The organism is Bradyrhizobium manausense, assembly GCF_018129685.1.
Taxonomy (GTDB): Bacteria; Pseudomonadota; Alphaproteobacteria; order Rhizobiales; family Xanthobacteraceae; genus Bradyrhizobium; species Bradyrhizobium manausense_D.
This window is the reverse complement of sequence record NZ_JAFCLG010000016.1, coordinates 76,124-99,622: the sequence shown is the minus strand read 5'-3', so window position 1 is coordinate 99,622 and position 23,499 is coordinate 76,124. Positions and strand designations below refer to the sequence as shown.

The 23,499-nt window shown below is 63.9% G+C and carries 28 protein-coding genes; 18 read left to right on the top strand and 10 right to left on the bottom strand.

Going from position 1 to position 23,499, the window contains the following annotated elements:
- Nucleotides 1-8 precede the first annotated feature (8 nt).
- Both JQ621_RS27535 and JQ621_RS27530 read right to left on the bottom strand, forming a co-directional pair.
- A complete protein-coding gene (locus tag JQ621_RS27535) occupies nucleotides 9-1,334 on the bottom strand; it encodes a dicarboxylate/amino acid:cation symporter (RefSeq protein WP_212239175.1) in 1,326 nt (441 codons plus the stop codon).
- A 40-nt stretch (nucleotides 1,335-1,374) separates the two neighbouring features.
- Entirely contained in the window at nucleotides 1,375-1,581 is a 207-nt protein-coding gene (locus JQ621_RS27530; RefSeq protein WP_212239172.1) for a hypothetical protein, read from the bottom strand.
- 104 nt (nucleotides 1,582-1,685) lie between these two features.
- Between JQ621_RS27530 and JQ621_RS27525 the strand changes: the two genes are divergently transcribed.
- The gene (locus tag JQ621_RS27525) at nucleotides 1,686-2,519 is read left to right on the top strand and encodes an SDR family oxidoreductase (protein ID WP_212239170.1); all 834 of its coding nucleotides are present in this window, start codon (nucleotides 1,686-1,688) and stop codon (nucleotides 2,517-2,519) included.
- 52 nt (nucleotides 2,520-2,571) lie between these two features.
- Here JQ621_RS27525 and JQ621_RS27520 read toward each other — a convergent pair whose 3' ends face one another.
- A complete protein-coding gene (locus JQ621_RS27520; RefSeq protein WP_212239169.1) occupies nucleotides 2,572-2,832 on the bottom strand; it encodes a DUF1488 family protein in 261 nt (86 codons plus the stop codon).
- A gap of 434 nt (nucleotides 2,833-3,266) precedes the next feature.
- Between JQ621_RS27520 and JQ621_RS27515 the strand changes: the two genes are divergently transcribed.
- The 6 genes from JQ621_RS27515 (at nucleotide 3,267) to JQ621_RS27490 (ending at nucleotide 9,692) form a co-directional block, all read left to right on the top strand.
- A complete protein-coding gene (locus JQ621_RS27515; protein ID WP_212239168.1) occupies nucleotides 3,267-4,046 on the top strand; it encodes a sensor histidine kinase in 780 nt (259 codons plus the stop codon).
- Between the two features lie 51 nt (nucleotides 4,047-4,097).
- A complete protein-coding gene (locus JQ621_RS27510; RefSeq protein WP_212239167.1) occupies nucleotides 4,098-4,502 on the top strand; it encodes a hypothetical protein in 405 nt (134 codons plus the stop codon).
- 75 nt (nucleotides 4,503-4,577) lie between these two features.
- Nucleotides 4,578-4,949 carry a signal transduction histidine kinase gene (locus JQ621_RS27505; protein ID WP_212239166.1) on the top strand — a complete coding sequence of 124 codons (372 nt, stop codon included), beginning with the start codon at nucleotides 4,578-4,580 and terminating at the stop codon, nucleotides 4,947-4,949.
- Nucleotides 4,950-5,022: 73 nt separating this feature from the next.
- Nucleotides 5,023-5,829 carry an NAD-dependent protein deacetylase gene (locus JQ621_RS27500; RefSeq protein ID WP_212239165.1) on the top strand — a complete coding sequence of 269 codons (807 nt, stop codon included), beginning with the start codon at nucleotides 5,023-5,025 and terminating at the stop codon, nucleotides 5,827-5,829.
- 117 nt (nucleotides 5,830-5,946) lie between these two features.
- Entirely contained in the window at nucleotides 5,947-8,031 is a 2,085-nt protein-coding gene (locus JQ621_RS27495) for a hydantoinase/oxoprolinase family protein (RefSeq protein ID WP_212239164.1), read from the top strand.
- Nucleotides 8,032-8,033: 2 nt separating this feature from the next.
- A complete protein-coding gene (locus JQ621_RS27490) occupies nucleotides 8,034-9,692 on the top strand; it encodes a hydantoinase B/oxoprolinase family protein (protein ID WP_212239162.1) in 1,659 nt (552 codons plus the stop codon).
- Between the two features lie 59 nt (nucleotides 9,693-9,751).
- Here the strand turns inward: JQ621_RS27490 and JQ621_RS27485 are convergent, their stop codons facing one another.
- Nucleotides 9,752-10,396, bottom strand: coding sequence for a glutathione binding-like protein (locus tag JQ621_RS27485; RefSeq protein ID WP_212239160.1), 645 nt, complete (start codon nucleotides 10,394-10,396; stop codon nucleotides 9,752-9,754).
- Between the two features lie 107 nt (nucleotides 10,397-10,503).
- On the opposite strand from JQ621_RS27485, the gene JQ621_RS27480 reads away from it, so the two are divergent.
- A complete protein-coding gene (locus tag JQ621_RS27480) occupies nucleotides 10,504-11,202 on the top strand; it encodes a TetR/AcrR family transcriptional regulator (RefSeq protein ID WP_212239158.1) in 699 nt (232 codons plus the stop codon).
- A 192-nt stretch (nucleotides 11,203-11,394) separates the two neighbouring features.
- On the opposite strand, the gene JQ621_RS27475 is transcribed toward JQ621_RS27480, so the two are convergent.
- Both JQ621_RS27475 and JQ621_RS27470 read right to left on the bottom strand, forming a co-directional pair.
- A complete protein-coding gene (locus JQ621_RS27475) occupies nucleotides 11,395-13,362 on the bottom strand; it encodes a methyl-accepting chemotaxis protein (protein WP_212239156.1) in 1,968 nt (655 codons plus the stop codon).
- A 266-nt stretch (nucleotides 13,363-13,628) separates the two neighbouring features.
- Entirely contained in the window at nucleotides 13,629-14,594 is a 966-nt protein-coding gene (locus JQ621_RS27470; protein ID WP_212239153.1) for a 2-hydroxyacid dehydrogenase, read from the bottom strand.
- Between the two features lie 144 nt (nucleotides 14,595-14,738).
- Between JQ621_RS27470 and JQ621_RS27465 the strand changes: the two genes are divergently transcribed.
- The 4 genes from JQ621_RS27465 (at nucleotide 14,739) to JQ621_RS27450 (ending at nucleotide 17,651) form a co-directional block, all read left to right on the top strand.
- A complete protein-coding gene (locus JQ621_RS27465; RefSeq protein WP_212239150.1) occupies nucleotides 14,739-15,107 on the top strand; it encodes a YciI family protein in 369 nt (122 codons plus the stop codon).
- Entirely contained in the window at nucleotides 15,104-16,399 is a 1,296-nt protein-coding gene (locus JQ621_RS27460; RefSeq protein WP_212239140.1) for an RNA polymerase sigma factor, read from the top strand. Before JQ621_RS27465 ends, JQ621_RS27460 begins: the two co-directional genes overlap by 4 nt.
- A gap of 185 nt (nucleotides 16,400-16,584) precedes the next feature.
- Complete coding sequence (locus JQ621_RS27455) at nucleotides 16,585-17,121, top strand: SRPBCC family protein (RefSeq protein ID WP_212239136.1); 537 nt, start codon at nucleotides 16,585-16,587, stop codon at nucleotides 17,119-17,121.
- A gap of 110 nt (nucleotides 17,122-17,231) precedes the next feature.
- Nucleotides 17,232-17,651, top strand: a complete 420-nt coding sequence (locus JQ621_RS27450) for a VOC family protein (protein WP_212239133.1) — start codon at nucleotides 17,232-17,234, stop codon at nucleotides 17,649-17,651.
- A 351-nt stretch (nucleotides 17,652-18,002) separates the two neighbouring features.
- On the opposite strand, the gene JQ621_RS27445 is transcribed toward JQ621_RS27450, so the two are convergent.
- The 4 genes from JQ621_RS27445 to JQ621_RS27430 form a co-directional block, all read right to left on the bottom strand.
- A complete protein-coding gene (locus JQ621_RS27445) occupies nucleotides 18,003-18,182 on the bottom strand; it encodes a hypothetical protein (protein ID WP_212239117.1) in 180 nt (59 codons plus the stop codon).
- Between the two features lie 115 nt (nucleotides 18,183-18,297).
- Nucleotides 18,298-18,636 (bottom strand): hypothetical protein, encoded by a 339-nt coding sequence (locus tag JQ621_RS27440; protein ID WP_212239113.1) that lies wholly within the window; start codon nucleotides 18,634-18,636, stop codon nucleotides 18,298-18,300.
- A gap of 207 nt (nucleotides 18,637-18,843) precedes the next feature.
- Nucleotides 18,844-19,275, bottom strand: a complete 432-nt coding sequence (locus JQ621_RS27435) for a hypothetical protein (protein ID WP_212239111.1) — start codon at nucleotides 19,273-19,275, stop codon at nucleotides 18,844-18,846.
- 126 nt (nucleotides 19,276-19,401) lie between these two features.
- The gene (locus JQ621_RS27430) at nucleotides 19,402-20,190 is read right to left on the bottom strand and encodes an SDR family NAD(P)-dependent oxidoreductase (protein ID WP_212239106.1); all 789 of its coding nucleotides are present in this window, start codon (nucleotides 20,188-20,190) and stop codon (nucleotides 19,402-19,404) included.
- Between the two features lie 261 nt (nucleotides 20,191-20,451).
- On the opposite strand from JQ621_RS27430, the gene JQ621_RS27425 reads away from it, so the two are divergent.
- The 6 genes from JQ621_RS27425 (at nucleotide 20,452) to JQ621_RS27400 (ending at nucleotide 23,489) form a co-directional block, all read left to right on the top strand.
- Nucleotides 20,452-20,856, top strand: a complete 405-nt coding sequence (locus JQ621_RS27425) for a YciI family protein (protein WP_212239104.1) — start codon at nucleotides 20,452-20,454, stop codon at nucleotides 20,854-20,856.
- A 58-nt stretch (nucleotides 20,857-20,914) separates the two neighbouring features.
- Entirely contained in the window at nucleotides 20,915-21,280 is a 366-nt protein-coding gene (locus JQ621_RS27420; RefSeq protein ID WP_212239102.1) for a YciI family protein, read from the top strand.
- A gap of 80 nt (nucleotides 21,281-21,360) precedes the next feature.
- Nucleotides 21,361-22,101, top strand: coding sequence for a TetR/AcrR family transcriptional regulator (locus JQ621_RS27415; protein WP_212239099.1), 741 nt, complete (start codon nucleotides 21,361-21,363; stop codon nucleotides 22,099-22,101).
- Nucleotides 22,102-22,222: 121 nt separating this feature from the next.
- Nucleotides 22,223-22,714, top strand: coding sequence for a DUF2852 domain-containing protein (locus JQ621_RS27410; protein WP_212239096.1), 492 nt, complete (start codon nucleotides 22,223-22,225; stop codon nucleotides 22,712-22,714).
- Nucleotides 22,715-22,996: 282 nt separating this feature from the next.
- Nucleotides 22,997-23,167: a hypothetical protein gene (locus tag JQ621_RS27405; protein WP_212239093.1), complete on the top strand. Its 171-nt coding sequence runs from the start codon at nucleotides 22,997-22,999 to the stop codon at nucleotides 23,165-23,167.
- Between the two features lie 64 nt (nucleotides 23,168-23,231).
- On the top strand, nucleotides 23,232-23,489 hold the full coding sequence (locus JQ621_RS27400; protein WP_212239090.1) for a hypothetical protein: 258 nt from the start codon (nucleotides 23,232-23,234) through the stop codon (nucleotides 23,487-23,489).
- Nucleotides 23,490-23,499 lie beyond the last annotated feature (10 nt).

Genomic DNA, 23,499 nt, shown 5'->3' with positions numbered 1-23,499 from the left:
GCGCGACCTCAGCCGCCGCCCGGCTCCAGCGCTTCGCCCATCTCCAGCGGATGCGCCATGGTCTCGTGCAACGCCTCGCGATCGAGCTCGCCCTCGGAGATGCTGATGACGACACAGGCGACGCCGTTGCCGATCAGATTGGTCAGCGCACGGCACTCGCTCATGAACTTGTCGATGCCGACCAGGATCGCGATCGACTGGATCGGAATGTCGGGCACGATCGAGAGCGTCGCGGCAAGCGTGATGAAGCCGGCACCGGTGACGCCGGATGCCCCCTTCGAGGTGATCATCGCGATGCCGAGAATGCCGAGCTCCTGCCAGATCGTCAGGTGCGTGTTGGTCGCCTGCGCCAGGAACAGCGTCGCCAGCGTCATGTAGATGTTGGTGCCGTCGAGGTTGAAGCTGTAGCCGGTCGGGATCACGAGGCCGACCACCGAGCGCGAGGCGCCGAGATGCTCCATCTTCTGGATCATCTGCGGCAGCACCGTCTCCGACGACGAGGTGCCGAGCACGATCAATAGCTCGTCCTTGATGTAGGCGATGAAGCGAATGATCGAGAAGCCGGCCAGCCGTGCGATCGAGCCGAGCACGATCAGCACGAACAACATGCTGGTGAGATAGAACGTGCCGATCAGGGCGGCGAGGTTGAGCAGCGAGCCGAGACCGTAGGCGCCGACGGTGAACGCCATCGCGCCGAACGCGCCGATCGGCGCCACGCGAACGATGATGCGGATGATGCCGAAGAACATTTTCGCGGCCTTGTCGATCGCCTCCGCAATCGGCTCACCGGTCTTGCCGAGGAAGGCGATGGCAAAACCGGAGAGAATCGAGACCAGCAGCACCTGCAAGAGATCGCCGCGCGCAATCGCGCCGACATAGCTGTCGGGAATGATCGCCATCAAATGGGCGACGATGCCGTCTTCGTGCGCCTTGGTGACATAGGTCGCGACCGATTTCGGATCGATGGTCGCCGGATCGATGTTGAAGCCGTGCCCGGGCTGGAGAATTTCGCCCACGAGAAGACCGATGGCGAGCGCGACAGTCGAAATCGTCTCGAAATAGATCAGCGACTTCAGCCCGACCCGGCCGACGCGCTTGAGGTCGCCCATCGAGGAGATGCCGTGCACCACGGTGCAAAAGATCACCGGCGCAATCATCATCTTGATCAGCGCGATGAAGGCGTCGCCGAGCGGCTTCAGGGCCTTGCCGAGATCAGGATAAGAATAGCCGATCAGCACCCCGAATGCGATCGCGATCAGAACCTGGACGTAGAGGATCTTGTACCAGGGCTGGTGCCGGCGATGGATAGCCGGCTGGATCGCAAGCTGTGTCATAGTATGAGCCCCGGAACGCATTGATCTTGCATGATTCACATCATGTGATGATGTCTGGATAAGCAACAATCACATTTTTGTCGGATCGCACGAACATCAATCGCTGCATCGCAGCGGGGGAGCCTGTCGAACGCAACCGGCTCGGACGAGCGTTCGCGCCGCTTCTGATGGGGCAGATCCCAATGTTGCGGTCCTGTTGTCCGGCATCGGCACGCTGATCTTCTTCGTCATCGCCACCACCGGCCATGCCGGTCGCTTGCGCGCCACGCACAGTGAGTCCCAGGGATGCGCCCGAGGGGGTGGAACAAAACGCCGCTTTCGCCGATGATGAAGTATTCCGGAGAATTGCTCATGCCACAGGCCAGCTCGACCACCTTTCCTTCACGCCTCAATGGCCGATTTGCGCTGGTGACCGGTGCTTCCCAGGGTATCGGGCGCGCCGTTGCCGTCAGGCTCGCTCAGGAAGGCGCGACCGTCGCCATCAATTATGTCGACCATCCCGGGAGGGCGGAGGAGACGCTTGCGCTGGCAAGGACAGGATCGAGCGATCACGGCCATGGCAAGCTCGACCATGTCATCGTCAAGGCCGACGTCAGCAGCGAGCAGGAAGTCGCTGCGATGTTCGAGACGATCCTGGCGCGCTGGAAGCGCCTCGACTGTCTCGTCAATAATGCCGGCTTCCAGCGGGAATCGCCGAGCGAGGCGCTCGACATCGAAACTTATCGTCGCATTATCGACGTCAATCTCAACGGCGCCGTGCTTTGCGCGCAGAAGGCGCTGGCGCATTTCGTCGCCCGCGGCGGAGGCGGCAGCATCATCAATTGCTCCAGCGTCCACCAGATCATCCCGAAGCCCGGCTATCTCGCCTATTCGATCAGCAAGGGCGGCATGGCCAATCTGACGCGCACGCTGGCGCTGGAGTTTGCCGGCCGCGGCATTCGCGTCAACGCGGTCGGTCCCGGCGCGATCGACACGCCGATCAACGCGGCCTGGACCGGCGACGCCGAAAGCCGCAGCGCCGTCACCAGCCACATTCCGCTCGGCCGCGTCGGCACGCCGGAGGAGATGGCCGCCGTATTCGCCTTCCTCGCCTCGGATGACGCCAGCTACATCACCGGGCAGACCATCTATGCCTGCGGCGGCCTGACATTGTTTCCCGAGTTCAGGGAGAATTGGGCGAGCTAGACGCCGGGCTCAGCGGAGAAACTATGAACCCGCCACTCCGGTGTCGACAGCTTCAGAAATCTCCTGCGAGGAGGTCGTAAGAGCCCCGGCTGCCGCGGACATACTTCCTGGCCGCGGCGGCACATATCAAGTCGCGGTTGGTATCGAATGCGTTCAGAAATCCCGATTCGCTGGAATGGGTCCCCGGTTGAATCCGTTTCAACGCCCCTTCGTCGATGAAGAACGAGGCTTCAATGGCGCTGTCGTGTCCCCAGAACCGCACGGCATGCCGAGTCCGGTCATATGAGCGGCTGTGATTTGGAAAGTCGATCATGATAAGGGCCGATCAAGTTGCGGGATTGACGCAGGGGCGCAAAGGGAAGCCCAACTGCCCATTCCCTTAAATGAGAGTCTGGCGCGGGTACAACGCGGCGGGAGGCCTTTCGTCACAAATAGTTCTAGCCGCCCTCGCAATTCGGCGAAAGGTCATTATCTACAGGCGATCACCGCACGCCCCTCGGCTGCTATCGGTGACTGAGAGCATTGCGCTCCCGCCGGAACCAACAGGCGGTCGATATGTCGGATTCTGCGAGATTCAGCGTTCGCGAGTGGCTCGTACCTCCGGTCTTGCTGCCGATCTTCTTCGTGCTGCTGATCGCCGCCTCGATGCTCATACAACGGTAGCCAGGCCAGGCGTGCGGTCGCCGTTTTCGTGACGGGACTACCCACCGAATCAAGTCCGGCAGCAACCCAGTGATGTCGCCGCCAATGCTCGAGATCGACCTCCGAACGGGTCAGCACCCCGGCGGTACAGAATCCTACGAAGACGCTCTGGCGGCAGAGAATGTCAGCCTGCGGCTACTGCTGGCCCAAGCGGAGATCAATACGAACGGGCTGCTTGCCAGGGCGGGGATCGACGCCAAAGAGCGGGAGACCGCCGACAAGCTGCAAAAGCTGATCCTTGAAGAGCTGCATCATCGCGTCAAGAACACACTTGCGACCGTTTCCGCCATCGTCTCGCAGAGTCTGCGCAACGTGCAGGGCGTGGATCACGCGCAACGGGCGATCGAGGGCCGACTATTGGCGCTCGGCCGGGCGCACGATCTCCTTTTGCAGACAAAATGGTCAAGCGCCGATCTCGGCGCGGTTGTTCACAACGCCATCGAAGCTTTCGATGACCGCAATGAGTCAAGGTTTTCGATCTCGGGACCCGATGTCCAGATCAATTCCGGAGCTGTCATCGTCATCGCGATGACGCTCAACGAGCTTTGCACGAACGCCACGAAATATGGCGCCTTTTCGTTGCCAAAGGGGCGCGTGGATCTCGGCTGGACGATTGATCGGAAATCGCAACGCTTGCGCCTGAGCTGGACCGAGAAAGATGGTCCATCGGTCAGGTCGCCCGCAAAGCGCAGCTTTGGAACGAGATTGATCGAAACCCTTGGGCGCCAACTTCTGGGCGACGTGCAGCTAACCTATGCGGAGAGCGGCTTCGCGTACACCTTCGACGCTCCGATGACATCTCTCAATGCTCCTGCGCCGGCATAGCCGGCAAGCAGCCGCGGAGACGCGCGAAGACTTCCATCGAAAGGAGCCGGCATGTTCAAATTCTTACAATATCGCGCCAGAGCGGCCGCGTACGGCGAGCTTGCCAGGAATTCTTCCGGCCGGGACGATACCCGTAAATTCGAGAAACTGCGGGACAGTCTCGCATCGCGCGCGGACAACGAGCGGGTCCTCGCGGATCAATATGTGGATGCAGTCAATGCCGGAGGGACGGAGCGACCGTGCGTTGCAACCCTCGCGGCGGAGGAGGAACGCGTCTTGCGGTGTCTCGGCGCGGCCGTCATCATGCAATGGAATTCTCTCCCGACGCCCCTTCAACGGGAGATATTCGACACTGCTGGATCGGTCGGAACCTTGCTGGATACGGCAGCGCTCCGCGGGCAGATCGCCCGGTTTCTTCACAAGCACAGGCACGACGCTGATCCCGGCAAGATCTAACCGCTGATGTCTTTTGGGACAGAGCGAGAAGCACGGTTCGCGAAGCGCGCGGATGCAAGCACAGGAGGACTCGCGATGACGCTAACAAAATTCAGGATCGACGCAGGGCCGCATGCCATGGACGGGCTGCGCCTCCTTGCCCAGGAGGACACGAGAGAAGTCGAGGCATTCGTGAGCCGCAAGGTGATGGATGTGTGGGCTGAATCGGTTGAGCACAGCGGGGGACGCCAGAGTCTGTTCCGCAGGCAATACAACGCGCTTGGGCAGCTGAACCTTGCGGCGCTCCAGCGCATCGTGAACGCCAAATACCAGCGGGGCGTCGCGTTCAACCGTCAGCACCCGTTCGTCGAGGTGTTATTCTCGGACATTGCGGCAAGCGGGGAGAGCTTGAATCTCAGCGAACTGGTGCGCGAGCCTCTGCCGCCGGCATTTCACCGGCTTTCCTGATCCGATTGGGGCGCGGCCCAGGTCAGGCGCGGGTGATCTGGAAAAAGTGCGCGGTGTAGACTAGATCTTCCGCATGACAAGATCACCGCTCCAGGATTTCGTCGACCGGCACGAGAAGCTGTTCGTGCTGACCGGCGCCGGCTGCAGCACCAATTCCGGCATTCCCGATTATCGCGACCGCCATGGCAATTGGAAGCGGACCCAGCCGGTCAATTTCCAGGCCTTCATGTCGGAGGAGCACACGCGCCAGCGCTATTGGGCGCGCAGCCTGATCGGCTGGCGGCGGTTCGGCCAGGCAAGGCCGAACGATGCGCATCATGCATTGGCCCGGCTCGAGGCGAGGGGGCGCTGCGAGATGCTGTTGACCCAGAATGTCGACCGGCTGCATCAGTCCGCCGGCCACCGGCAGGTGATTGATCTGCACGGGCGACTTGACCTGGTCCGCTGCATGGGCTGCGAGGCCAAGACGCCGCGCAACGAATTCCAGGATGCGCTTGGTCGCGCCAATGCGGAGTGGCTGACACTCGACGCTGCGGACGCACCCGACGGCGACGCTGATCTGGAGCACGCGGATTTTACGTCATTCAAGGTACCGGCCTGCGAGGCCTGCGGCGGTATCCTCAAGCCCGACGTCGTGTTCTTCGGCGAGAACGTCCCGCGCGACGTGGTCGCAGGCGCGCAGGACCATCTTGCGCAGGCCGACGCAATGCTGGTCGTCGGCTCCTCGCTGATGGTCTATTCCGGCCTCCGCTTCGTGAAGGCCGCCGCAGACCGGCAAATCCCGATCGCTGCTGTCAATCTCGGGCGTACCCGTGCGGATGATCTCCTCGCGCTGAAGGTCGAGGAGCGCTGCGAAGCGGCGCTTGCATTCCTGCTTTGAGCGCACTGCACGCCCGCTATCGCATAGGTGCTACGCACTTCACCCGCGGCGCTGTCGCTGGTATGAAAATTGCTGCGGTTTCCGCTCAATTTTGACGGCCAGCACGGAGAATTTGGAATGCTTGAGGGAGCCGAAGTGCGGCTTGCCGTGGATATCGGCGGCACGTTCACCGACATCGTGCTTGATGTGGGCGAAGTGCGCAAAACCCGCAAGGTTCTGACGACGCCGCAGCGGCCCGAGCAGGCGGTGCTGGACGGGATGCGTCTCATTCTGACCGACGCACATGCACATATCAGCGACATCGATGTCTTCATTCACGGCACCACGCTCGCGACCAATGCCATCATCGAGCGGCGTGGCGCCAAGACCGCGCTGATCGCCACGGATGGCTTTCGCGATGTACTGGATATCGGCACCGAGAGCCGCTACGACCAGTATGATCTCTCCATCGACAAGCCGAAGCCGCTGGCGCCGCGCAGCCTGCGCTTTACCGTGCCCGAGCGCATCGACGCCCATGGCGCCGTCCGTCTGCCGCTGGACGAAGCTGCCGTGCGCGCACTTGCGCCGAAATTGCGCGAGTTGAAGGTCGAGAGCGTCGCAATCGCCTTCCTGCACTCCTATGCCAATCCCGAGCACGAGCGCCGTGCGGCCGCGATCCTCGCCGAGGAGATGCCGGGCATTTCGGTGACGGTGTCATCGGCCGTGTGTCCCGAAATCCGGGAATATGAGCGCACCTCGACGGCGGTTGCGAATGCCTATGTGCAGCCGCTGATCGACGGCTATCTCGCCCGCATGGCGGATGCCCTGCAGGTCGAGCAGTTCCGCGGCGCCATCTATCTCGTCACCTCCGGCGGCGGCGTCACGTCGATCGAAACCGCGCGACGCTTTCCGGTGCGGCTGGTCGAGTCCGGTCCTGCCGGCGGCGCGATCTTCTCGGCGCAGATCGCAGCGCGTCTCGGCGAGACCAAGGTGCTCTCCTTCGACATGGGTGGTACCACCGCAAAGATCTGTCTGATCGAAAAATACCAGCCCGAGACCTCGCGCGTGTTCGAGGTCGATCGCGCGGCGCGCTTCCTCAAGGGCTCCGGCCTGCCGGTGCGCATTCCCGTGATCGAGATGGTCGAGATCGGCGCCGGCGGCGGCTCGATCGCGCATGTGGACGCGATGAAGCGCGTCACCGTCGGTCCGGAGAGCGCGTCCTCCGAGCCGGGGCCTGCCTGCTACGGCCGCGGCGGCCAGCGGGCTGCCGTGACCGACGCGGACGTCGCGCTCGGCATGATCGATCCCGATGCCTTCGCGGGTGGCACCATCAAGCTCGACCCGGAGCTCTCGAAGAAGGCCCTGCTGAGCAGCGTCGGCGAGCCGCTGGGCTTGTCGGCGGAGACCGCCGCTTATGCTGTGCACGAAGTCGTCTGCGAGAACATGGCGAGCGCAGCACGCGTGCATGCGGTCGAGCGCGGCGAGATCGTCGGCCAGCACACGCTGATCGCCTTTGGCGGTGCGGCGCCGCTGCATGCGGCGCGTGTCGCCGAGAAGATCGGTGTGTCCAGGGTGATCGTGCCGTCGAATGCCGGCGTTGGTTCGGCGGTCGGCTTCCTGGCTGCGCCCATCGCCTATGAACTGGTGCGCAGCCGTCACGTCCGGCTCGACGATTTCGACACGGGTGCAGTCTCCGATCTGCTCCAGGACATGGTGACGGAAGCGCGCGCATTGGTCGAGCCGGGCGCTGCCGGTGCGCCGGTGCGTGAGCGTCGCGCGGCCTTCATGCGCTATGTCGGCCAGGGCCACGAGATCACCGTCGAGCTGCCGAACCGGCCGCTGACGTCGGCCGATCTTGCCGGACTGCGCCAGAAATTCGAGGCCGATTATTCCGCGATGTTCGAGCGACCGATCCCGGGCGCTGCGATCGAGGTGCTGAGTTGGTCGGTGCTTGCAACCACCGAAGCACGCCATCCGCCGACGGTTGCAGCCGTGACGCGCAGACCCGCGGGCAAGGCGTCAGGCAGCCGCAAGTTCTTCGACGGAAGGGCAGGCGAAGTCATCGAGATCCCGCTCTATCGTCGCGAGGACATGGCGCCGGGCGCGACGATTGCGGGGCCTGCCGTGATTGCCGAGGACGAGACCTCCACCTTCGTCTCGACCAGTTTTGACGCGCATATTGACGGTGCGGGCAGCATTGTCATGGAACGAAAGGCAGCCTGATCATGAGCGAGGCAAAAGGCACGAGCCTGATCGACCTTCAGATCATGTGGCACCGGCTGATCGCCGTGGTCGAGGAGCAGGCGCAGGTGCTGCTCCGCACCGCGTTCAGCCCGATCGTGCGCGAATGCGGCGATCTCTCGGCCGGCGTGTTCGACCTCAAGGGGCGGATGCTCGCACAGGCCGTGACCGGCACGCCCGGTCACGTCAACTCGATGGCGGAATCGGTCAAGCACTTCATCGACCACTTCCCGCTGGAGACGATGAAGGAGGGCGACGCCTACATCACCAACGATCCCTGGATGGGCACCGGCCATCTCAACGACTTCGTCGTCACCACGCCGTGCTTCAAGGATGGCAAGATCGTCGCGCTGTTCTCCTGCACCAGCCATCTGATGGACATCGGCGGCATCGGTTTCGGCCCCGATGCCACCGACGTGTTCATGGAGGGGCTCTACATCCCGATGCTGAAGCTGATCGACAAGGGCGTCGTCAACGAGACGCTGATGGCGATGATCCGCACCAACACGCGGCTGCCGATCGACACCGAAGGCGACACCTATTCGCTCGCCGGTTGCAACGACGTCGGCTGCGAGCGCTTGGTCGAGATGATGACCGAGTTCGGCATCGACACGCTCGACGAGCTCGGTGACTACATCTGCGACCGCTCGCGCGAGGCCGTGCTCGCCGAGATCGCCAAACTGCCGAAGGGCAGCTGGCGAAACACCATGGTGGTCGATGGCTACGACGCACCGGTGACGCTGGCGGCGACGCTGACGATCTCGGACGAGGGCATCCATGTCGATTTCGACGGCACGTCGGCCGCGTCGAAATTCGGCATCAACGTGCCCCCGTCCTACACCACGGCCTATACCGTGTTCGGCCTCGGCTGCGTCGTCGCCTCGCAGATCCCGAACAATGCCGGCTCGCTGTCGCCGCTGACGGTGTCGGCTCCCCCTGGTGCGATCCTCAACGCACCGAAGCCGGCGCCGGTCGCCTCGCGACACATCATCGGCCAGATGCTGCCGGACGTCGTGTTCGGCTGCCTGCGCCAGATCATTCCCGAGCGCGTTCCGGCTGAAGGCACCTCGTGCCTGTGGAATCTCAACGTGCGCGGCCAGACCCGTTCCGGCCTCGGCGGCAATTACGGGTTCTCGATGGCGGTGACGTCCAATGGCGGCACCGGCGCGCGTTTTGCGAAGGATGGACTGTCGGCGACCGCCTATCCCAGCGGCGTGCGCGGCACGCCGGTCGAGATCGCGGAGACGCAGACACCGCTGATCTTCTGGCGCAAGGAGCTGCGTCCGGATTCCGGCGGAGCAGGGCGCACCCGCGGCGGCCTCGGCCAGATCATCGAGGTCGGCACCGGCATCGATGCGCCCTTCGACATCCTGGCGGCGTTCGACCGCATCGATCATCCGCCGCGCGGGCGCGATGGCGGCCATAACGGTGAGGCCGGCTATGTCGGCCTCAAGTCCGGCCAGAAGATGCGCGGCAAGGGATTTCAGACCATTCCGCCGGATGATCGGCTGCTGGTGATGACGCCCGGCGGCGCCGGCATCGGCGCACCCGGTGAGCGCGATCAAGCGGCGGTCAAGGACGACGTCGAAAGCGGGCTGGTGTCTGCAGACAACGCGGCGGCGGTGTACGGCTACGCGCGGTGAGGCGCTGAAATATTTCGTCCCGGCCTGACCGGCCGGGACGATGTCTTGATGAACCAGCGTTACGCCGCCGCTTTCTTCCGCGCCTGCTCGGCCTTGTAGAGCTCGAACTCTTCGGCGACCGCCTTCGCGACCGACGGTCGCTGACGCAGGCGCTCGTAATAGGCCTTCACGTTCGGCCATTTCGCAAGCTCGATCGGCGGCGTCGCCATGGTCCAGTTGATGACCGTGACGAGATAGGCGTCCGCCACGCTGAAATGGTCGAGCAGGAACTCGCGCCCCTTCAGGTAGTTGTCGAGATAGTCGAGCCGCGACAGGTTCTTCTCCAGCACATAGGCCTTGGCTTCCTGCGGCGCATTGCGGTCGAGCACGGGCACGAACAGGCCCTTGTGCAGCTCCGTGCCGATGAAGCAGAGCCATTGATGCAGCCGCGTGCGTTCAATGCCTGCGGTCGCGCCGATGCCCGATCGCGGGAAGCGGTCGGCGACATATTGCAGGATCGCCGCGTTCTCGGTCAGCACCACGCCCTCGTCGGTGCGCAGCGTCGGCACGAGGCCGATCGGATTGACGGCGCGGAAGTCGGAGCCGTCCTTGAGCACTGTCTTGGTCGGCGGATCGACTTCGAGATAGTTCGCCTCGGCGCCCGCTTCATACAGCGCGACGCGGGTCGCCATGGAGCAGGCGAGCGGCGAGAAATAAAGATCCATCTGGTGTCTCCCTGGGCAATTCCTATTGTGAGTGTCGCTCAACCTGGCCAGATTGATTTTTGTACTGTCTTGCATAATATGAGGATGGTCAAGGATTAAATTGCGAAATGGTACAAAAATCAAAGCCGCCAGCTGCTGCCAGCGAACCCGAGCGCCGCGGCGAACCCAAGCGCCGCGGCGAACCCAAGCACCGCGGCGAGCCTAAGCGTCGCGGCCGACCACGCGCCTATGAGCCCGAAATCGCTCTCGGCAAGGCGCTCGATCTGTTTCGCAAGCAGGGTTTTGCAGCGACCTCGCTGGACGATCTCAGCCAAGCCACCGGCATGAACAGGCCAAGCCTCTACGGCGCCTTCGGCGACAAGCGCGAGCTCTACATCAAGAGCTACCAGCGCTACCGCGACGACGCGCGCGCATCGATGGTCGTGATCTTTCGCCAGGAGATGCCGCTGCGCCAGCGGCTGGAGCGCATCTATGCCGCCGCGCTTCACATCTATCTCTCCGGGGAGACCGGCCCGCTCGGCTGCTTTACGGTGGTAACGGCGGCGTCCGAAGCGGTGAGCGATCCCGAAATTCGCGCCATGGTGATCGAAGGCCTCACCGAGCTCGACAAGGCGTTCACGAACTGCTTCCGGCGCGCCAAGGAGAAGGGCGAACTGCCGGACAGCGCCGATCCATCCGCACTGGCGCAGCTCGCCTCCGCCACCATCCACACCATCGCCATCCGCTCCCGCGCGCGCGTGCCGCGCAAGGAGCTGGAGGCGATCGTCAAAGGCGCGATCGATGTGATGGTGGGGGCTAACACTTAGGCTGCGCCGCGACAACGGCAAGCGTCTCGCTCGGCCTCTCGCCTCAACGTCGTCCTGGCGAAAGCCAGGACCCATAACCACCGAATCTCGTTTGGCGAAGTCTCGAAGTGACCACCGTCCGCTGCAATGACCCTTCGGGGTAATGGGTCCTGGCTTTCGCCAGGACGACGATGCGGCGCGATCGCGCTCTTCCTACGCCGCGCGAATCTGTGCGAGGAAGCGATCCACCTCGTCGCGCAGGCGCTGCGACTGTTTTGACAGCTCGATTGCCGACACCAGCACCTCTTCCGCCGCCGTGCCCGTCGCTGCGATGCCGTCGGTGACGCCGGCGATGTTCTGCGAGACCTCGCCGGTGCGCGCGGCGGCCTGCTGGACGTTCTGCGCGATCTCCTGGGTTGCCGTGCCCTGCTGGCCGACGGCTGCGGCGATCGCGGCGGAGATTTCGTCGACTTGGTGGATCGTCGCGCAGATCGACTGGATGCCTTCGACGGCGCCTGACGTCTCGCCCTGGACCGCCGTCACCTGCGCGCCGATTTCCTCCGTCGCCTTCGCGGTCTGGGTTGCGAGCGCCTTGACCTCGGAGGCGACCACCGCAAAGCCGCGGCCGGCTTCGCCCGCGCGCGCCGCCTCGATCGTCGCATTCAGTGCCAGCAGATTGGTCTGGCCGGCAATGCCGTTGATGAAGGAAACGACGTCACCGATTTTTTGCGCGGCATCTGCGAGGCTCTGGACACGTGCATTCGAAGCCTGTCCGTCGCGCGCGGCCTTGCCCACCACCTCGGTTGCATGTGCGAGCCGCCGGCTGATTTCGGTCATCGACGAGGACAGCTCTTCCGCAGCCGCCGCCACCGTCTGCACGTTCTCCGAGGCGAGCGCCGAGGCTGACGAGACCGCGCGGGTCTGATGGCGCGACTGTTCGACGATATCGGACATCGAGCGCGCGGTGTGCTCCATCTCGACCGCCGCCGACGACACCGTGGTGACGACGTCGCGGATGCTGGCCTCGAAATTGTCGGCAAGCGCCGCGAAAGCGCGGCGCTTCTCCGCCTCGGACCGGGCCTTGGCCTCGCGCTGATCGGCCTGGAGCCTGCTGAAGTTGACGGCATTGTCGCGGAACACCGCGACCGCCTTCACCATCGCGCCGACCTCGTCGTTCGCTTTGCCTTCGGGCACGGCGACGTCGAGGCGGCCGTCCGCGAGCTCGCGCATCACGTTCGTGATGGAGAGGATCGGACGCGAGATTCCGCGGGCGATGAGATAGCCGACGATCGCTGCGAGGATCAGTCCCAGGGCAGCGATGCCGAGCGAAAGCCACCAGGCGCGGTCGGCCGACGCCACGTAATCGGCGTTGTCCATCACCAGCTCGACGGCGCCGAGCGGTTTGCCGGAAAAGTCCTTGATCGGCCCGAGCAGCGCGGCGACCGGAATCTTGTCGAGCTTTGCCTGCTTCACCATGAAGTCGCCGCCGGCGGCGCGGCTGTAGTCGGCCGTTTCGAAGAAGCTGTTGCCCTTCAACGTGCCGCCGAACAGCCTGAAGCCTGTGCCGTCGGCGAGATGGAAGGCGATGTCGACATGGCGGTTGGTCTTGAAATCGTCGAGAAAGGACTGGCCGAAGGTCAGGCCGAATTCCACCGAGCCGAGATGCTTCCCGGCTTGCGCGATCGGCACCACGCCGCGAATGCCGAGCCCGGCAACGCCGCCTTCGAGGCCGACGACGACCTTGTGCTCCTGATTGGCGTCGATCACGGTCTTGCGGAAGCTCGAGAGGTCGTCGCCGAACTTCGCCGGCTGGTGCACCCGCAGGAAGGAGGTGGCGGGCGGCGTATGGAACTGGAACTGTTCGACGCCGTATTCCGACTTGGTCGCCGCAAATACGGGCCCGAACAGACGCATCAGCGCCTCGCGATCCTGCCTGGCCATCGCCTCCTGCGTCGCCGGCATCGCGGCCACGACCGCGCTCATGGCGGCGGCGCGATGGGACTCTTCTGCGATCCGCGACAGCAGCGCATCATAATGGCTGCGCAGTTCCCGCTGGTCGGCCCGGTCGATGATGCCCGCGATGATCCACATCGCGCCGAGCACGGCGATCATCGCGGTCGCCGCCGCGGTCAGTGCCAGCGCAACGGTGATCCGCATCCTGAGGTTAAGGCTCGCTCGCATGTCCGACTCGTTCGTTGAGCGTTGATTAACAATGCCTATCAACTTCTCGCTAAGAGAGGGTGAACGGGATACCGGCCAAATGGGTGTGGGGTGGGCTGCCTGCCAGAATAGCGGTGTCGTCCCGGCGAAGGCCGGGATCCATACCGCGTGATCTATCGATCGTGGCTGGTGGCAGTACCGAGCTGCGATCGTCTGCCAAACTACCCTTGTGGGTATGGGTCCCGGCCTTCGCCGGGACGACACCGACTGCGTAGAGCTAGCGAGCCCTAATAGCCTCTCCCGCGGTCAACCACGTTCTCCAGCGCACCACCCCCCTCGAACCGCGCGATCTGCTCGGCGACATAGGCCGAGATCGCGTCCGCGTCGGTGTCGGCGGCGTTGTGCGGCGTCAGCACCACCTTGGGATGGGTCCAGAACCGGCTGTCCGCGGGCTGCGGTTCCTGAACGAAGACGTCGAGCGAGGCGGCGCCCAGCGTGCCGTCGTCGAGGCAGGCCAGGATGTCGGCTTCGTTCTGCAAGCCGCCGCGGCCCGCATTGATCAGCACGGGCGGGCCGAGCGGGCTCGTGCGGTTGAGCTTGGTGAAGACCTCGCGGTTGAGGATGCCGTTTGTATCTGATGTCAACGGCAGCAGCGACACCAGGATGTCGGTCTTGCGAAGGAATGCATCCAATCCGGCGCTGCCGTGAAGGCATTCGACGCCCTCGATCGTACGCGGGCTGCGGCTCCAGCCGGCGACGCGGAAGCCGAGCCGCCGCAGCACGTCGGCGGCATCCGCACCCAGCGTGCCCAAGCCCATCACGCCGACCGTGACCGCGCTCGCCGGCCATTGATAAAGCGGCGCCCAGCGCTTGGCGCGCTGCGAGTCGCGCAAATAGAGTTCCTGGCGATGGTGCATCAGCACGTGCAACACGACATATTCGGTCATGCGGTTGGTCAGGTCAGGCACGGCCACGCGCACCAGCGGCACGTTGGGCAGGCTCTTGTCGGCCATCAGCGCATCGACGCCGGCGCCGAGATTGAAGATCGCCCGCAGATTGGGAAAGGAGCCGAGGTCACCCGGCACCGGCTTCCAAACCGCGGCGTAATGCACCTCGGCCGGATCGAGGGAGGTATCGGGCAGCAGGACCACGCGGCGGTCGCCGCAGACCGCATCGAACCGGGCCTTCCAGCGCTCCGGCAGCCAGTTCTGCTGCGTGCTGTTGATCAGGACGGCCAGTGTACCCACGGTCATTCGAAGTGCCTCATAAGGTTCCGCTTTTGGTGATCTTCCTTGACACGATCTGCCGGATTTTTCTTGCAGTTTTTTTCCGCAGCGCTGTCGGGGCGGGGCATATTGGATCGTCTTTGAAACAAGCGTTCTCGGAAGGTGCTGCCCATGCTCTATGCGATCCTTTGCTATCATGATGAGGACTTCGTCGGCTCCTGGAGCAAGGACCAGGACGAGGCCGTGATGAAGAAGCTCGCCGTGGTGCAGGACAAGCTCACGAGCCAGGGCCGCCTCGGACCGGTGGCGCGGCTGCTGCCGACCACCGCGGCGGCAACCCTGCGCAAGGAAGATCCGCCGCTGGTGATCGACGGCCCCTATGCCGAGACCAAGGAGCAGCTGCTCGGCTTCTACATCGTCGACTGCAAGAATCTCGACGAGGCGCTCGATGTCGCGCGCGACCTTGGTTCGGCCAATCCCGGCGGCGCCTATGAGGTGCGTCCCGTCGGTGTGTTCAGGCCCGGGGGAATCTCGGCGTGAGCGAGGCCGACACCGGCTGGATCGAGACCGCGCTGACCTCGGCGCGACCCCAGGCAGTCGGCGCGCTGCTGCGCTATTTCCGCGATCTCGATACGGCCGAAGAGGCGTTTCAAAACGCGTCCTTGCGCGCACTGAAGACCTGGCCCCAGAACGGGCCGCCGCGGGATCCCGCGGCCTGGCTGATCATGGTCGGCCGCAACGTCGCCATCGACGAGGTGCGGCGCAGCCGCAAGCAGCAGCCGCTGCCGGAGGACGACCAGGCTATCTCCGATCTCGACGACGCCGAAGGCGCGCTCGCCGAGCGGCTCGACGGCTCGCACTATCGCGACGACATTTTGCGGCTGATGTTCATCTGCTGTCATCCGCAGCTGCCGGCGACGCAGCAGATCGCGCTCGCGCTGCGCATCGTCTCCGGTCTCACCGTGAAGCAGATTGCGCGCGCCTTCCTGGTTTCGGAGGCCGCGATGGAGCAGCGCATCACCCGCGCCAAGGCCAAGGTCGCGGAAGCCGGTACGCCGTTCGAGACGCCCGGCGCGATCGAGCGATCTGAGCGGCTCGTCGGCGTCGCAGCGATGATCTATCTGATCTTCAACGAGGGCTATTCGGCGAGCGGCGATGCGGCCGAGTTGCGCAAGCCGCTCTGCGAGGAAGCCATCCGGCTGGCGCGGTTGTTGCTGCGCTTGTTTCAGGGCGAGCCGGAAATCATGGGGCTCACCGCGCTGATCCTGCTACAGCACGCGCGCAGTGCTGCGCGCTTTGCCGCTGACGGTTCGTTGATCCTGCTGGACGACCAGGATCGCTCGCTGTGGAATCGTAACATGATCGCGGAAGGCCTCGCCCTAATCGACAAGGCGATGCGCCACCGCCGCAGCGGCCCCTATCAGATCCAGGCCGCGATAGCCGCGCTGCATGCGCGCGCGCCGACGCCTGATGAGACCGACTGGACCCAGATCGACCTGCTCTACGGAGCGCTCGAGGTGGTGCAGCCGTCGCCGGTGGTGACGCTCAACCGCGCGGTTGCGGTGTCCAAGGTGCGCGGACCGCAAGCCGCGCTCGATCTGATCGAACCGCTGGCGCCGAAGCTTGCGAACTACTTCCATTTCTACGGCGTGCGCGGCGCTTTCCTGATGCAGCTCGGCCGCAACGACGAAGCGCGCGTCGCCTTCGACCGGGCCATCGCGCTCGCCAACACGTCGGCCGAAGCCGCCCACATCCGCATGCACCTCGATCGCCTGATCCGGGACAGCCAGCCGAAAGGCGGCGGCAGCCGGCGGGGCGTTAAGGCGAAGTGACGCGACTTCGCGTCATTCCGGGGCGCCCGAAGGGCGAGCTATGGTGCGTAATTGCGCACCTGAGAATCTCGAGATTCCGGGTTCGGTCCTGCGGACGGCCCCGGAATGACGAGAAAAATTCGTTCCGCCAACTGTCGGCCCCCGCCGCTCCCATTCGTCTTAAACCCGTAACAAGGGAGCCATTCATGCGGAAAGCCGTTGCCATTATCGCCGTCGTGCTCGCGATCGGGATCGCGGGCGTCCTCGTCTTCGCCCTGACCAAGCCGGACACGTTCCGTGTCGAGCGCTCGCTCGCGCTGAAGGCGCCCGCCGCGGCGATCTATCCGCTGGTCGCCGATTTCCACTTCTGGACCGACTGGTCGCCCTATGAGGGGCGCGATCCCGCGATGAAGCGCATCTATGGGGGAACTGCGGCGGGGAAAGGCGCGACCTATGCATGGGACGGCAACAACAATGTTGGCGCCGGCCATATGGAAATCCTCGAAGCGAATGCGTCGTCGAAACTCCGCATCAAGCTCGATTTCGAACGGCCCTTCGAAGGCCACAACACCGCAGAGTTCACCTTTGTGCCGCAAGGCGATGCCACGCTGGTCACATGGGCGATGTACGGCCCGGCTCCGTTGATGTCCAAGGTGATGCAGGTCTTCATCAACATGGACACCATGATCGGCAAGGACTTTGAGGCAGGCCTCGTCAGTCTGAAGAAGCTCACCGAGAAGTAATTCCGGCTGTCGCCAAAGGGACTGTCAAGGGGACTGTCAAGAGGACTGTCAAGAGGACTGTCAAGAGGACCTACCAAGAAACTGTCAGGCAAACGAAGAGGAGAGAAACGATGCTCAATGCCTATCTGTTCTATCAGGACACCTGCGAAGCGGCGTTCAACCATTACGCCAAGGTCCTGGGCGGCAAGATCGACGCCATGATGCGCCTCTCGGACGCGCCGCCATCCGATATGCCCCCCGGACCGGCTGGCCGCGAGAAGACGATCATGCATGCGCGGATGACGCTGCCTGGCGGCGCCGTGCTGATGGCCTCCGACACGCCACCCGAGCACTTTCACAAGCCGCAGGGCTTTTCCATCTCGCTCACGGTCACGGACCCCGCTGAGGGCGAGCGCAAGTTCAACGCGCTTGCCGACGGCGGCGCCGTCACGATGCCCTTCAGCAAGACGTTCTGGGCCAAGGGCTTTGGCATGTGCGTCGACAAGTTCGGTATTCCCTGGATGGTGAATTGCCCGGCCGAAGGAATGTGAGCACGAGCCTCAAGCGTTGAGCCGCGGCGCCCTCTCTTTCATTTTCATGGGAGAGGGCGTCGCGCTGGACCGCGCTTATGTCCGACGAATGTCATCGACGCGGCGCGCGAGCGCCCTGTGGACCGGACCGCATCGCACAACAACTGGCGAAATATTGGGCTATAATTTTCGCGCGCAATCCGCTAATTTTACGTCACAAAATCTACAAACTGGGGTGGACGTGACTTGCAAGGGGAGCGGCCGATGGCGGCGGCGCTACAAATCAATTTTGCTCTTTGGGGAATGCTCATCTGCGCCAGCGTAAAGCTGGCCCCGGTGATTCGGCCGCTTTTCTTCTAGACCAGCTTCTGTCTAGAACAACAGCCAGCTCGCGACGGCGAGGGTGCCTTGTCCGAGCACGTAAAGCCAGCCCACGGTTGCGACCGCGCTCGCGCTCAGGAACGACAGGGTGAAGGCCTGATCGCCCGCTCGCTGCAACAGGGACGATTGAACCTGAGGATTAGCGTGTCCCTCGGTGCTGATGCTGGTCATGACAATCTCCGCGGACACGAAATTAAGCTGGCGCAGAGTATGCCAACCCAACTTGGCCTTAGTGTGACGCGGTTCACAGATGTTGTGAATTTTCGACGGCGCAGCGCGTCGTTCGTCAGTTGATCAACATCGCGATCACAATGAAGCCAACACTCAAGACGGCGACAAAGGCGACAACGTAAGCCTGCTCCGGTGCTCGCCTTGATGAAGTGCGCGGGAGCGGCGTTTCGAGCAGATCGTCAAGAGGTTCCAGCGGCGCGAGCGGAACCTCCGGGTTGGAACTATGGTACTTCACATAGAGCTCGAGCAACCGAAGCTCGTTCGGCAAATCAATCACGCCCTCGCGGTCGCGCTGCGACAGCACTTCGAACTCGAGTGTTTCTTCGGAACTCAGCGAGCCAAGTACGACCCGGCCCTGATCCGACATGCGGTAGCGAAAATCGATGGGCTGCATGCAAGCGACCCGTTCTTTGAAAATGACCGCTCTAGAAATACAGCAGCATCATAGACTGTCGGGAAGAATTGGAAAACGGGGTAAATTGGGCAGATGCTGCGAAGCAGGTGGGCGATTTGTCGCCCCGAGCCCGAAGTTTTGCCCAATCGACGAACAAGGGCCAGCTCCAACAGGACGAGAACCGCCGCATTCTTGCCAGGCGCGGCCTCATCGGCAGCGCGGGTAGAGCGCGGCAAGGTCACGCCCCCTTAGCAAAAGTAACCGTGAGGTGAGGCCGCCGCGGCGACTGATCCAATCGCGGATCGGGCCGGGATAGGCTTCGAGCACGGCTTGCGATGCTTCCGGCTCGGCATAGAAGCGCCCGCGCCGGTCGACCGAACGCGCGGCATGGAAGCCGAGCACGGCGCGCCTCGTGACGCAGATGCGTTCGCCCGGCACGATGCTGAGCACCAGCGTGCAGGCCGACAGGCAGGGCCCGTCGATCACCACGCGCTCACCGCTCGCGCGCACCTTGTCGAACAGATCGAGGAACGGTCCGACCTGGCCGCCGGGGCTCTGGATGATGCGGATCTCAGCTGACGCCGGCGCGGAGGCGAGCAGGGCGGTTGCGGCAGCCCAGGCAATGGCAACGCGTTGCATCGTACTCTCCACACATTCTATGTCGTAGGGTGGGCAAAGCGTAGCGTGCCCACCATCCGCGCGGCAAATCCGGAAGAGTTGGTGGGCACGGCGCCTTGCGCCTTTGCCACCCTACAAATCCCGTGCCTACCCGTTCCGCCTCTCGCCGCGGAGCGTCGGAAGGCCGATACCCGCCGCATCGAAGCCGCCATCGACGGCCAAAATTTGGCCGGTGATGTAGCTCGCGCTTCCCGAGCAGAGGAAGTAGATCGCCTCGGCGAGCTCCTCCTCCAGACCGTAGCGGTTGAGCGGGATGGCGTCGTGATAATCGGCGCGGATCTCCTTGGTGTGAACTTGTTTTGCCATGGCGGTGTCGACCGGCCCCGGCGCGACCGCGTTGACGCGGATGTTGAGCGAGGCGAGCTCGACCGCGAGCTGCTTGGTGAGATGCGCGAGCCCGGCCTTGCTGGTGCCGTAGGCCGAGCGCAGCGTCGAGGCACGCACCGCCGAGATCGAGGTGATGTTGACGATGGCGCCGCCGCCGAGCTCGCGCATCAGCGGCACGGCCGCCTTGGTGCAGAGGAACGGGCCGGTGAGATTGACCGCCAAGATCCTGTTCCAGTCGGCGTTGGTGGTCTCCAGCACCGGCGCGAACACGGCGACGCCGGCGTTGTTGACGAGCGCATCGAGACGGCCGAAGCGGTTCATGACCGCGGCCATGGCGGCTCCCACGGCGGCTGCGTCGGATACGTCGCAGGCAATCGTCAGCGTGTTCTCGGGATTGTTCAACGCCGCGGCCGCGCTCGCCTGCAACTCGCCCTCGATGTCGAGCAGCGCCACGCGCCAGCCCTCGGCGAGAAACTTGCTGGCGGTCGCAAGTCCAATGCCGCGCGCGGCGCCGGTGACGAGGGCGACTTTGGACGGAAGTGGCGGCATCCTGGGCTGTCCTTCTGCTTCTGCGGGCGTTCGGTGGTCAGCCTCTATTACTGCCCTTTCGTTTCGGCAGGAAACACTTCAGATGCACACAAGGCCCGGCATCGTGTGATACCGGGCCTGGTTCCCGCAGGCAGCCGCGTCGTAAGCCGCAATAACCTCCGGAATAATTTTCACAGCCATGTCGGTCTTGTAGAGCGCCGTTCGTCATACCGGGGAGTGCGGGCCTTCAGGCCCGCTGACCACACTGCACCGAGGAACCGCATGCGCTTCATGATGCTGATGATCCCGCTCGGCTACGAGACCGCGCCGCCGGACGTGCAACTCGATCCCGAACGCGTCGCCGCGATGATGCGCTACAACGAGGCGCTGAAAGATGCCGGCGTGCTGATCACGCTGGACGGCCTGCATCCGCCGTCGATGGGCGCCCGCGTCTCCTTCTCCACCGGCGTGCCTGTCGTGACCGATGGCCCCTTCACGGAAGCCAAGGAGGTGCTGGGCGGTTACTGGATGATCGAGGTCGGCTCGCGCGAGGAGGCGATCGCCTGGGCCAGGAAGTGCCCGGCCTCCGCCAACGAAATCATCGAGATCCGTCAGGTGCAGGAGATGTCCGATTTTCCGCCGGAGGTCCAGGCGGCCGCGGCCGGTTTCGACAGTCTCAAGACGTAGCGACAGCGGTCGCGTTGGAATCGCGGCCGTCATCAATCCATCAACAAGGAGAGAACCGATGAGCGCCGAACACAAATTCCTGGCCGTCTATCTCGGCAGCATGAGCGGCGAGAAAATGAAGGCCTGGCACGCGATGCCCGAGGCCGAACGGAAGGCCAGAGAGCGCGAGGGCATGGCCGCCTGGCATCGCTGGGTCGAGAAGCACAAGGACGTCATCGTCGAGATGGGCGGCCCGCTCGGCAAGACCCGCAAGATCGACGCCAATGGCATCGCCGAGGTCAGCAATGCTCTGACCGGCTTCACGGTGGTGCGGGCGGCCTCGCAAGAGGCGGCTGCAAAGCTGTTCGAGAACCACCCGCATTTTGCGATCTTTCCCGGCGAGGCCGTTGAGGTCATGCCGGTGCTTGCCATCCCGCAGATGTAGCCGCGACCGTGAGTGACGGGTTAATCACGCCCGATCGCCGCTAGTGACGTTCTTGCGCGGCTCATGTAAAGATCGTTCACATGAGCTGGCGCAAGGAGCAGCGCCGCGCCGAGCGCGGCTATCATCACGGCAATCTGAAGGAAGCCCTTCTGCAGGCCGCCCTCGGGCTGATCGCCGAGAAGGGAGCGGCCGGCTTCACCTTTGCCGATGCTGCGCGCATGGCCGGCGTCAGCGCTGCGGCGCCCTACCGGCATTTTCGCGACCGTGACGAGCTGTTGTCCTCGATCGCCCAGCGCGGCTTCGAGCAGTTCGAAGCGCGGCTGACCGCAGCCTGGGATGACGGGCGGCCCGACACCGTCACCGCTTTCGAGCGCGTCGGCCGGGCCTATCTCGCCTTCGCCCGCGACGAGCCTGCTTTCTACAACGCGATGTTCGAATCCGGCCTGCCGGTCGATGCCAATGCAGCGCTTCAGGCTGCAAGCGAACGCGCTTTTAACGTCATCCGCGCCGCCGCCGAGCGCCTTGCGGCGCTCGCACCGCCGGGCGCGCCGCGTCCGCCCGCGATGATGATGGCGCTGCACATCTGGTCGATGGCGCATGGCGTCGCCTCGTTGTTCTCCCGCGGTGATGCCGCGCGACGCAAACTGCCGATGTCGCCGGACGAACTGCTGGAGGCCGAGGTGCTGATCTACCTGCGTGGCCTCGGCTTCCCGACCGACCGCCGGCCGCAGGCGAACGGCGCCGAGCCGCCGCCGGTCCCGCCGGAGGCTCCCTCCGGTTCGGGCGTCCCGCCGGGTGGCCCCTGGGGCAGGCCGAAATAAAGTTGCGCAAATAATTCCAGGACCCTGTCAGGCCGCCAGCTTGACAAAATCGCGGGATGGTCTAGCTATGTAAATGTTATTTACATTCACAACGGCGCTGATGCCGTGATGGAGATGGGAAATGGCCTACACCGCTGACGTCAATCGCTGGCGCGGCCCCTCGGACCAGCAACAGTACGAGCGCCCGCACATGCTCGATACGCCCTGGCATCCGGGATGGATTGCCGTGACCATTCTCGGCTTCATCATCTGGTGGCCGATCGGACTTGCACTTCTCTTTTTCACACTCGGGAGCAGAAGAATGTCGTGCTGGAGCAACTCGGATCGCTGGCAGAACAAGATGGAGCGGATGCAGTACAAGATGGATCGCATGCGCGACCGCATGGAGCGCCGCGGCTTCGGCGGCTTTGGCTTCGGCCCGCCGTCCTCCGGCAACCGCGCCTTCGACGAATACCGCACTGAAACGCTGCGCCGTCTCGAGGAAGAGCAGGTCGAGTTCAAGAACTTCCTCGACCGCCTGCGCCACGCCAAGGACAAGGAAGAGTTCGACCAGTTCATGGCCCAGCACAAGACCCGTCCGACCCCGCCGCCGACCGACCAGCCGCAGGGCTGATCTTAAAAGGCTGATCTTGAAAGGCTGATCTTGAAAGGCTGATCGAGACACATCTCAAAGCCTTCAGGCGCATGCCCCAAAGTCCTGATGGCCCCGAGCCGCCCGCTTGCGCAACCCGCAGGCGGGCGGTTTGGTTTTTCCACCTCGCCCCGCCAAAGCTCGTCATGCCGGGACAAGCCCGGCCATGACGGCGGAACTGGCCCGAGAACCAATTCCGCACATACTGACACTAAGACGTGCGCGCCCTATTTCATGCGCGCTGATCTTTGTTGGACGACGCCGATGGACCTCACCACCCGCCTGCTGCTCGGCGTGACCGCCTTTGCGGTGCTTGGCTATATCAGCTTCGTCTATCGCGGCTGCGCCGGTGATCCAAACTGCCATGTCCGCATCTGCGGCCATCAGTTTTGCGGTGTCGTCTACAGCCATCCTCAGGACCGGCCGGCGCCATAGAACCCGATCCGTGCTCGGCACGACCAATCCCCGACAGCGCCTGCGCGCGCGAGCGGGTCCGACCATGATCAACGCCGAACGCAACCAGATCAGCCAGCGCATTGCGCTGCTCGAACGCGCCTCGGCGCTGTTCGACAGATATGGCGCCTCCGTGCCGCTCACGATCGCGTTCCTGAACGGATGGCCGACGGAGATCAAATTCTATCCGGAGCTCGTGGTCGGCAACGCCTGGAAGGTCTTTCTCAGTCTCGCGCTCTATCAGCTAGCTGCGTTGGCGCTCCGGCGAGCCATCACGTTTGCGACAGCGGGCCTTTCCCCATGATCCTGCTCCG

Excerpts from the sequence above, each read along its gene's own strand:
- JQ621_RS27430 (WP_212239106.1), bottom strand. The coding sequence starts at position 20,190 with ATGCCGCCACTTCCGTCCAAAGTCGCCCTCGTCACCGGCGCCGCGCGC.
- JQ621_RS27415 (WP_212239099.1), top strand. The coding sequence starts at position 21,361 with ATGAGCTGGCGCAAGGAGCAGCGCCGCGCCGAGCGCGGCTATCATCAC.
- JQ621_RS27470 (WP_212239153.1), bottom strand. The coding sequence starts at position 14,594 with ATGACCGTGGGTACACTGGCCGTCCTGATCAACAGCACGCAGCAGAAC.
- JQ621_RS27515 (WP_212239168.1), top strand. The coding sequence starts at position 3,267 with ATGCTCGAGATCGACCTCCGAACGGGTCAGCACCCCGGCGGTACAGAA.
- JQ621_RS27475 (WP_212239156.1), bottom strand. The coding sequence starts at position 13,362 with ATGCGAGCGAGCCTTAACCTCAGGATGCGGATCACCGTTGCGCTGGCA.
- JQ621_RS27455 (WP_212239136.1), top strand. The coding sequence starts at position 16,585 with ATGCGGAAAGCCGTTGCCATTATCGCCGTCGTGCTCGCGATCGGGATC.
- JQ621_RS27500 (WP_212239165.1), top strand. The coding sequence starts at position 5,023 with ATGACAAGATCACCGCTCCAGGATTTCGTCGACCGGCACGAGAAGCTG.
- JQ621_RS27525 (WP_212239170.1), top strand. The coding sequence starts at position 1,686 with ATGCCACAGGCCAGCTCGACCACCTTTCCTTCACGCCTCAATGGCCGA.
- JQ621_RS27480 (WP_212239158.1), top strand. The coding sequence starts at position 10,504 with ATGGTACAAAAATCAAAGCCGCCAGCTGCTGCCAGCGAACCCGAGCGC.
- JQ621_RS27510 (WP_212239167.1), top strand. The coding sequence starts at position 4,098 with ATGTTCAAATTCTTACAATATCGCGCCAGAGCGGCCGCGTACGGCGAG.
- JQ621_RS27495 (WP_212239164.1), top strand. The coding sequence starts at position 5,947 with ATGCTTGAGGGAGCCGAAGTGCGGCTTGCCGTGGATATCGGCGGCACG.
- JQ621_RS27450 (WP_212239133.1), top strand. The coding sequence starts at position 17,232 with ATGCTCAATGCCTATCTGTTCTATCAGGACACCTGCGAAGCGGCGTTC.
- JQ621_RS27425 (WP_212239104.1), top strand. The coding sequence starts at position 20,452 with ATGCGCTTCATGATGCTGATGATCCCGCTCGGCTACGAGACCGCGCCG.
- JQ621_RS27505 (WP_212239166.1), top strand. The coding sequence starts at position 4,578 with ATGACGCTAACAAAATTCAGGATCGACGCAGGGCCGCATGCCATGGAC.
- JQ621_RS27400 (WP_212239090.1), top strand. The coding sequence starts at position 23,232 with ATGATCAACGCCGAACGCAACCAGATCAGCCAGCGCATTGCGCTGCTC.
- JQ621_RS27465 (WP_212239150.1), top strand. The coding sequence starts at position 14,739 with ATGCTCTATGCGATCCTTTGCTATCATGATGAGGACTTCGTCGGCTCC.
- JQ621_RS27535 (WP_212239175.1), bottom strand. The coding sequence starts at position 1,334 with ATGACACAGCTTGCGATCCAGCCGGCTATCCATCGCCGGCACCAGCCC.
- JQ621_RS27410 (WP_212239096.1), top strand. The coding sequence starts at position 22,223 with ATGGCCTACACCGCTGACGTCAATCGCTGGCGCGGCCCCTCGGACCAG.
- JQ621_RS27485 (WP_212239160.1), bottom strand. The coding sequence starts at position 10,396 with ATGGATCTTTATTTCTCGCCGCTCGCCTGCTCCATGGCGACCCGCGTC.
- JQ621_RS27405 (WP_212239093.1), top strand. The coding sequence starts at position 22,997 with ATGGACCTCACCACCCGCCTGCTGCTCGGCGTGACCGCCTTTGCGGTG.
- JQ621_RS27530 (WP_212239172.1), bottom strand. The coding sequence starts at position 1,581 with ATGGCCGGTGGTGGCGATGACGAAGAAGATCAGCGTGCCGATGCCGGA.
- JQ621_RS27445 (WP_212239117.1), bottom strand. The coding sequence starts at position 18,182 with ATGACCAGCATCAGCACCGAGGGACACGCTAATCCTCAGGTTCAATCG.
- JQ621_RS27490 (WP_212239162.1), top strand. The coding sequence starts at position 8,034 with ATGAGCGAGGCAAAAGGCACGAGCCTGATCGACCTTCAGATCATGTGG.
- JQ621_RS27420 (WP_212239102.1), top strand. The coding sequence starts at position 20,915 with ATGAGCGCCGAACACAAATTCCTGGCCGTCTATCTCGGCAGCATGAGC.
- JQ621_RS27520 (WP_212239169.1), bottom strand. The coding sequence starts at position 2,832 with ATGATCGACTTTCCAAATCACAGCCGCTCATATGACCGGACTCGGCAT.
- JQ621_RS27440 (WP_212239113.1), bottom strand. The coding sequence starts at position 18,636 with ATGCAGCCCATCGATTTTCGCTACCGCATGTCGGATCAGGGCCGGGTC.
- JQ621_RS27435 (WP_212239111.1), bottom strand. The coding sequence starts at position 19,275 with ATGCAACGCGTTGCCATTGCCTGGGCTGCCGCAACCGCCCTGCTCGCC.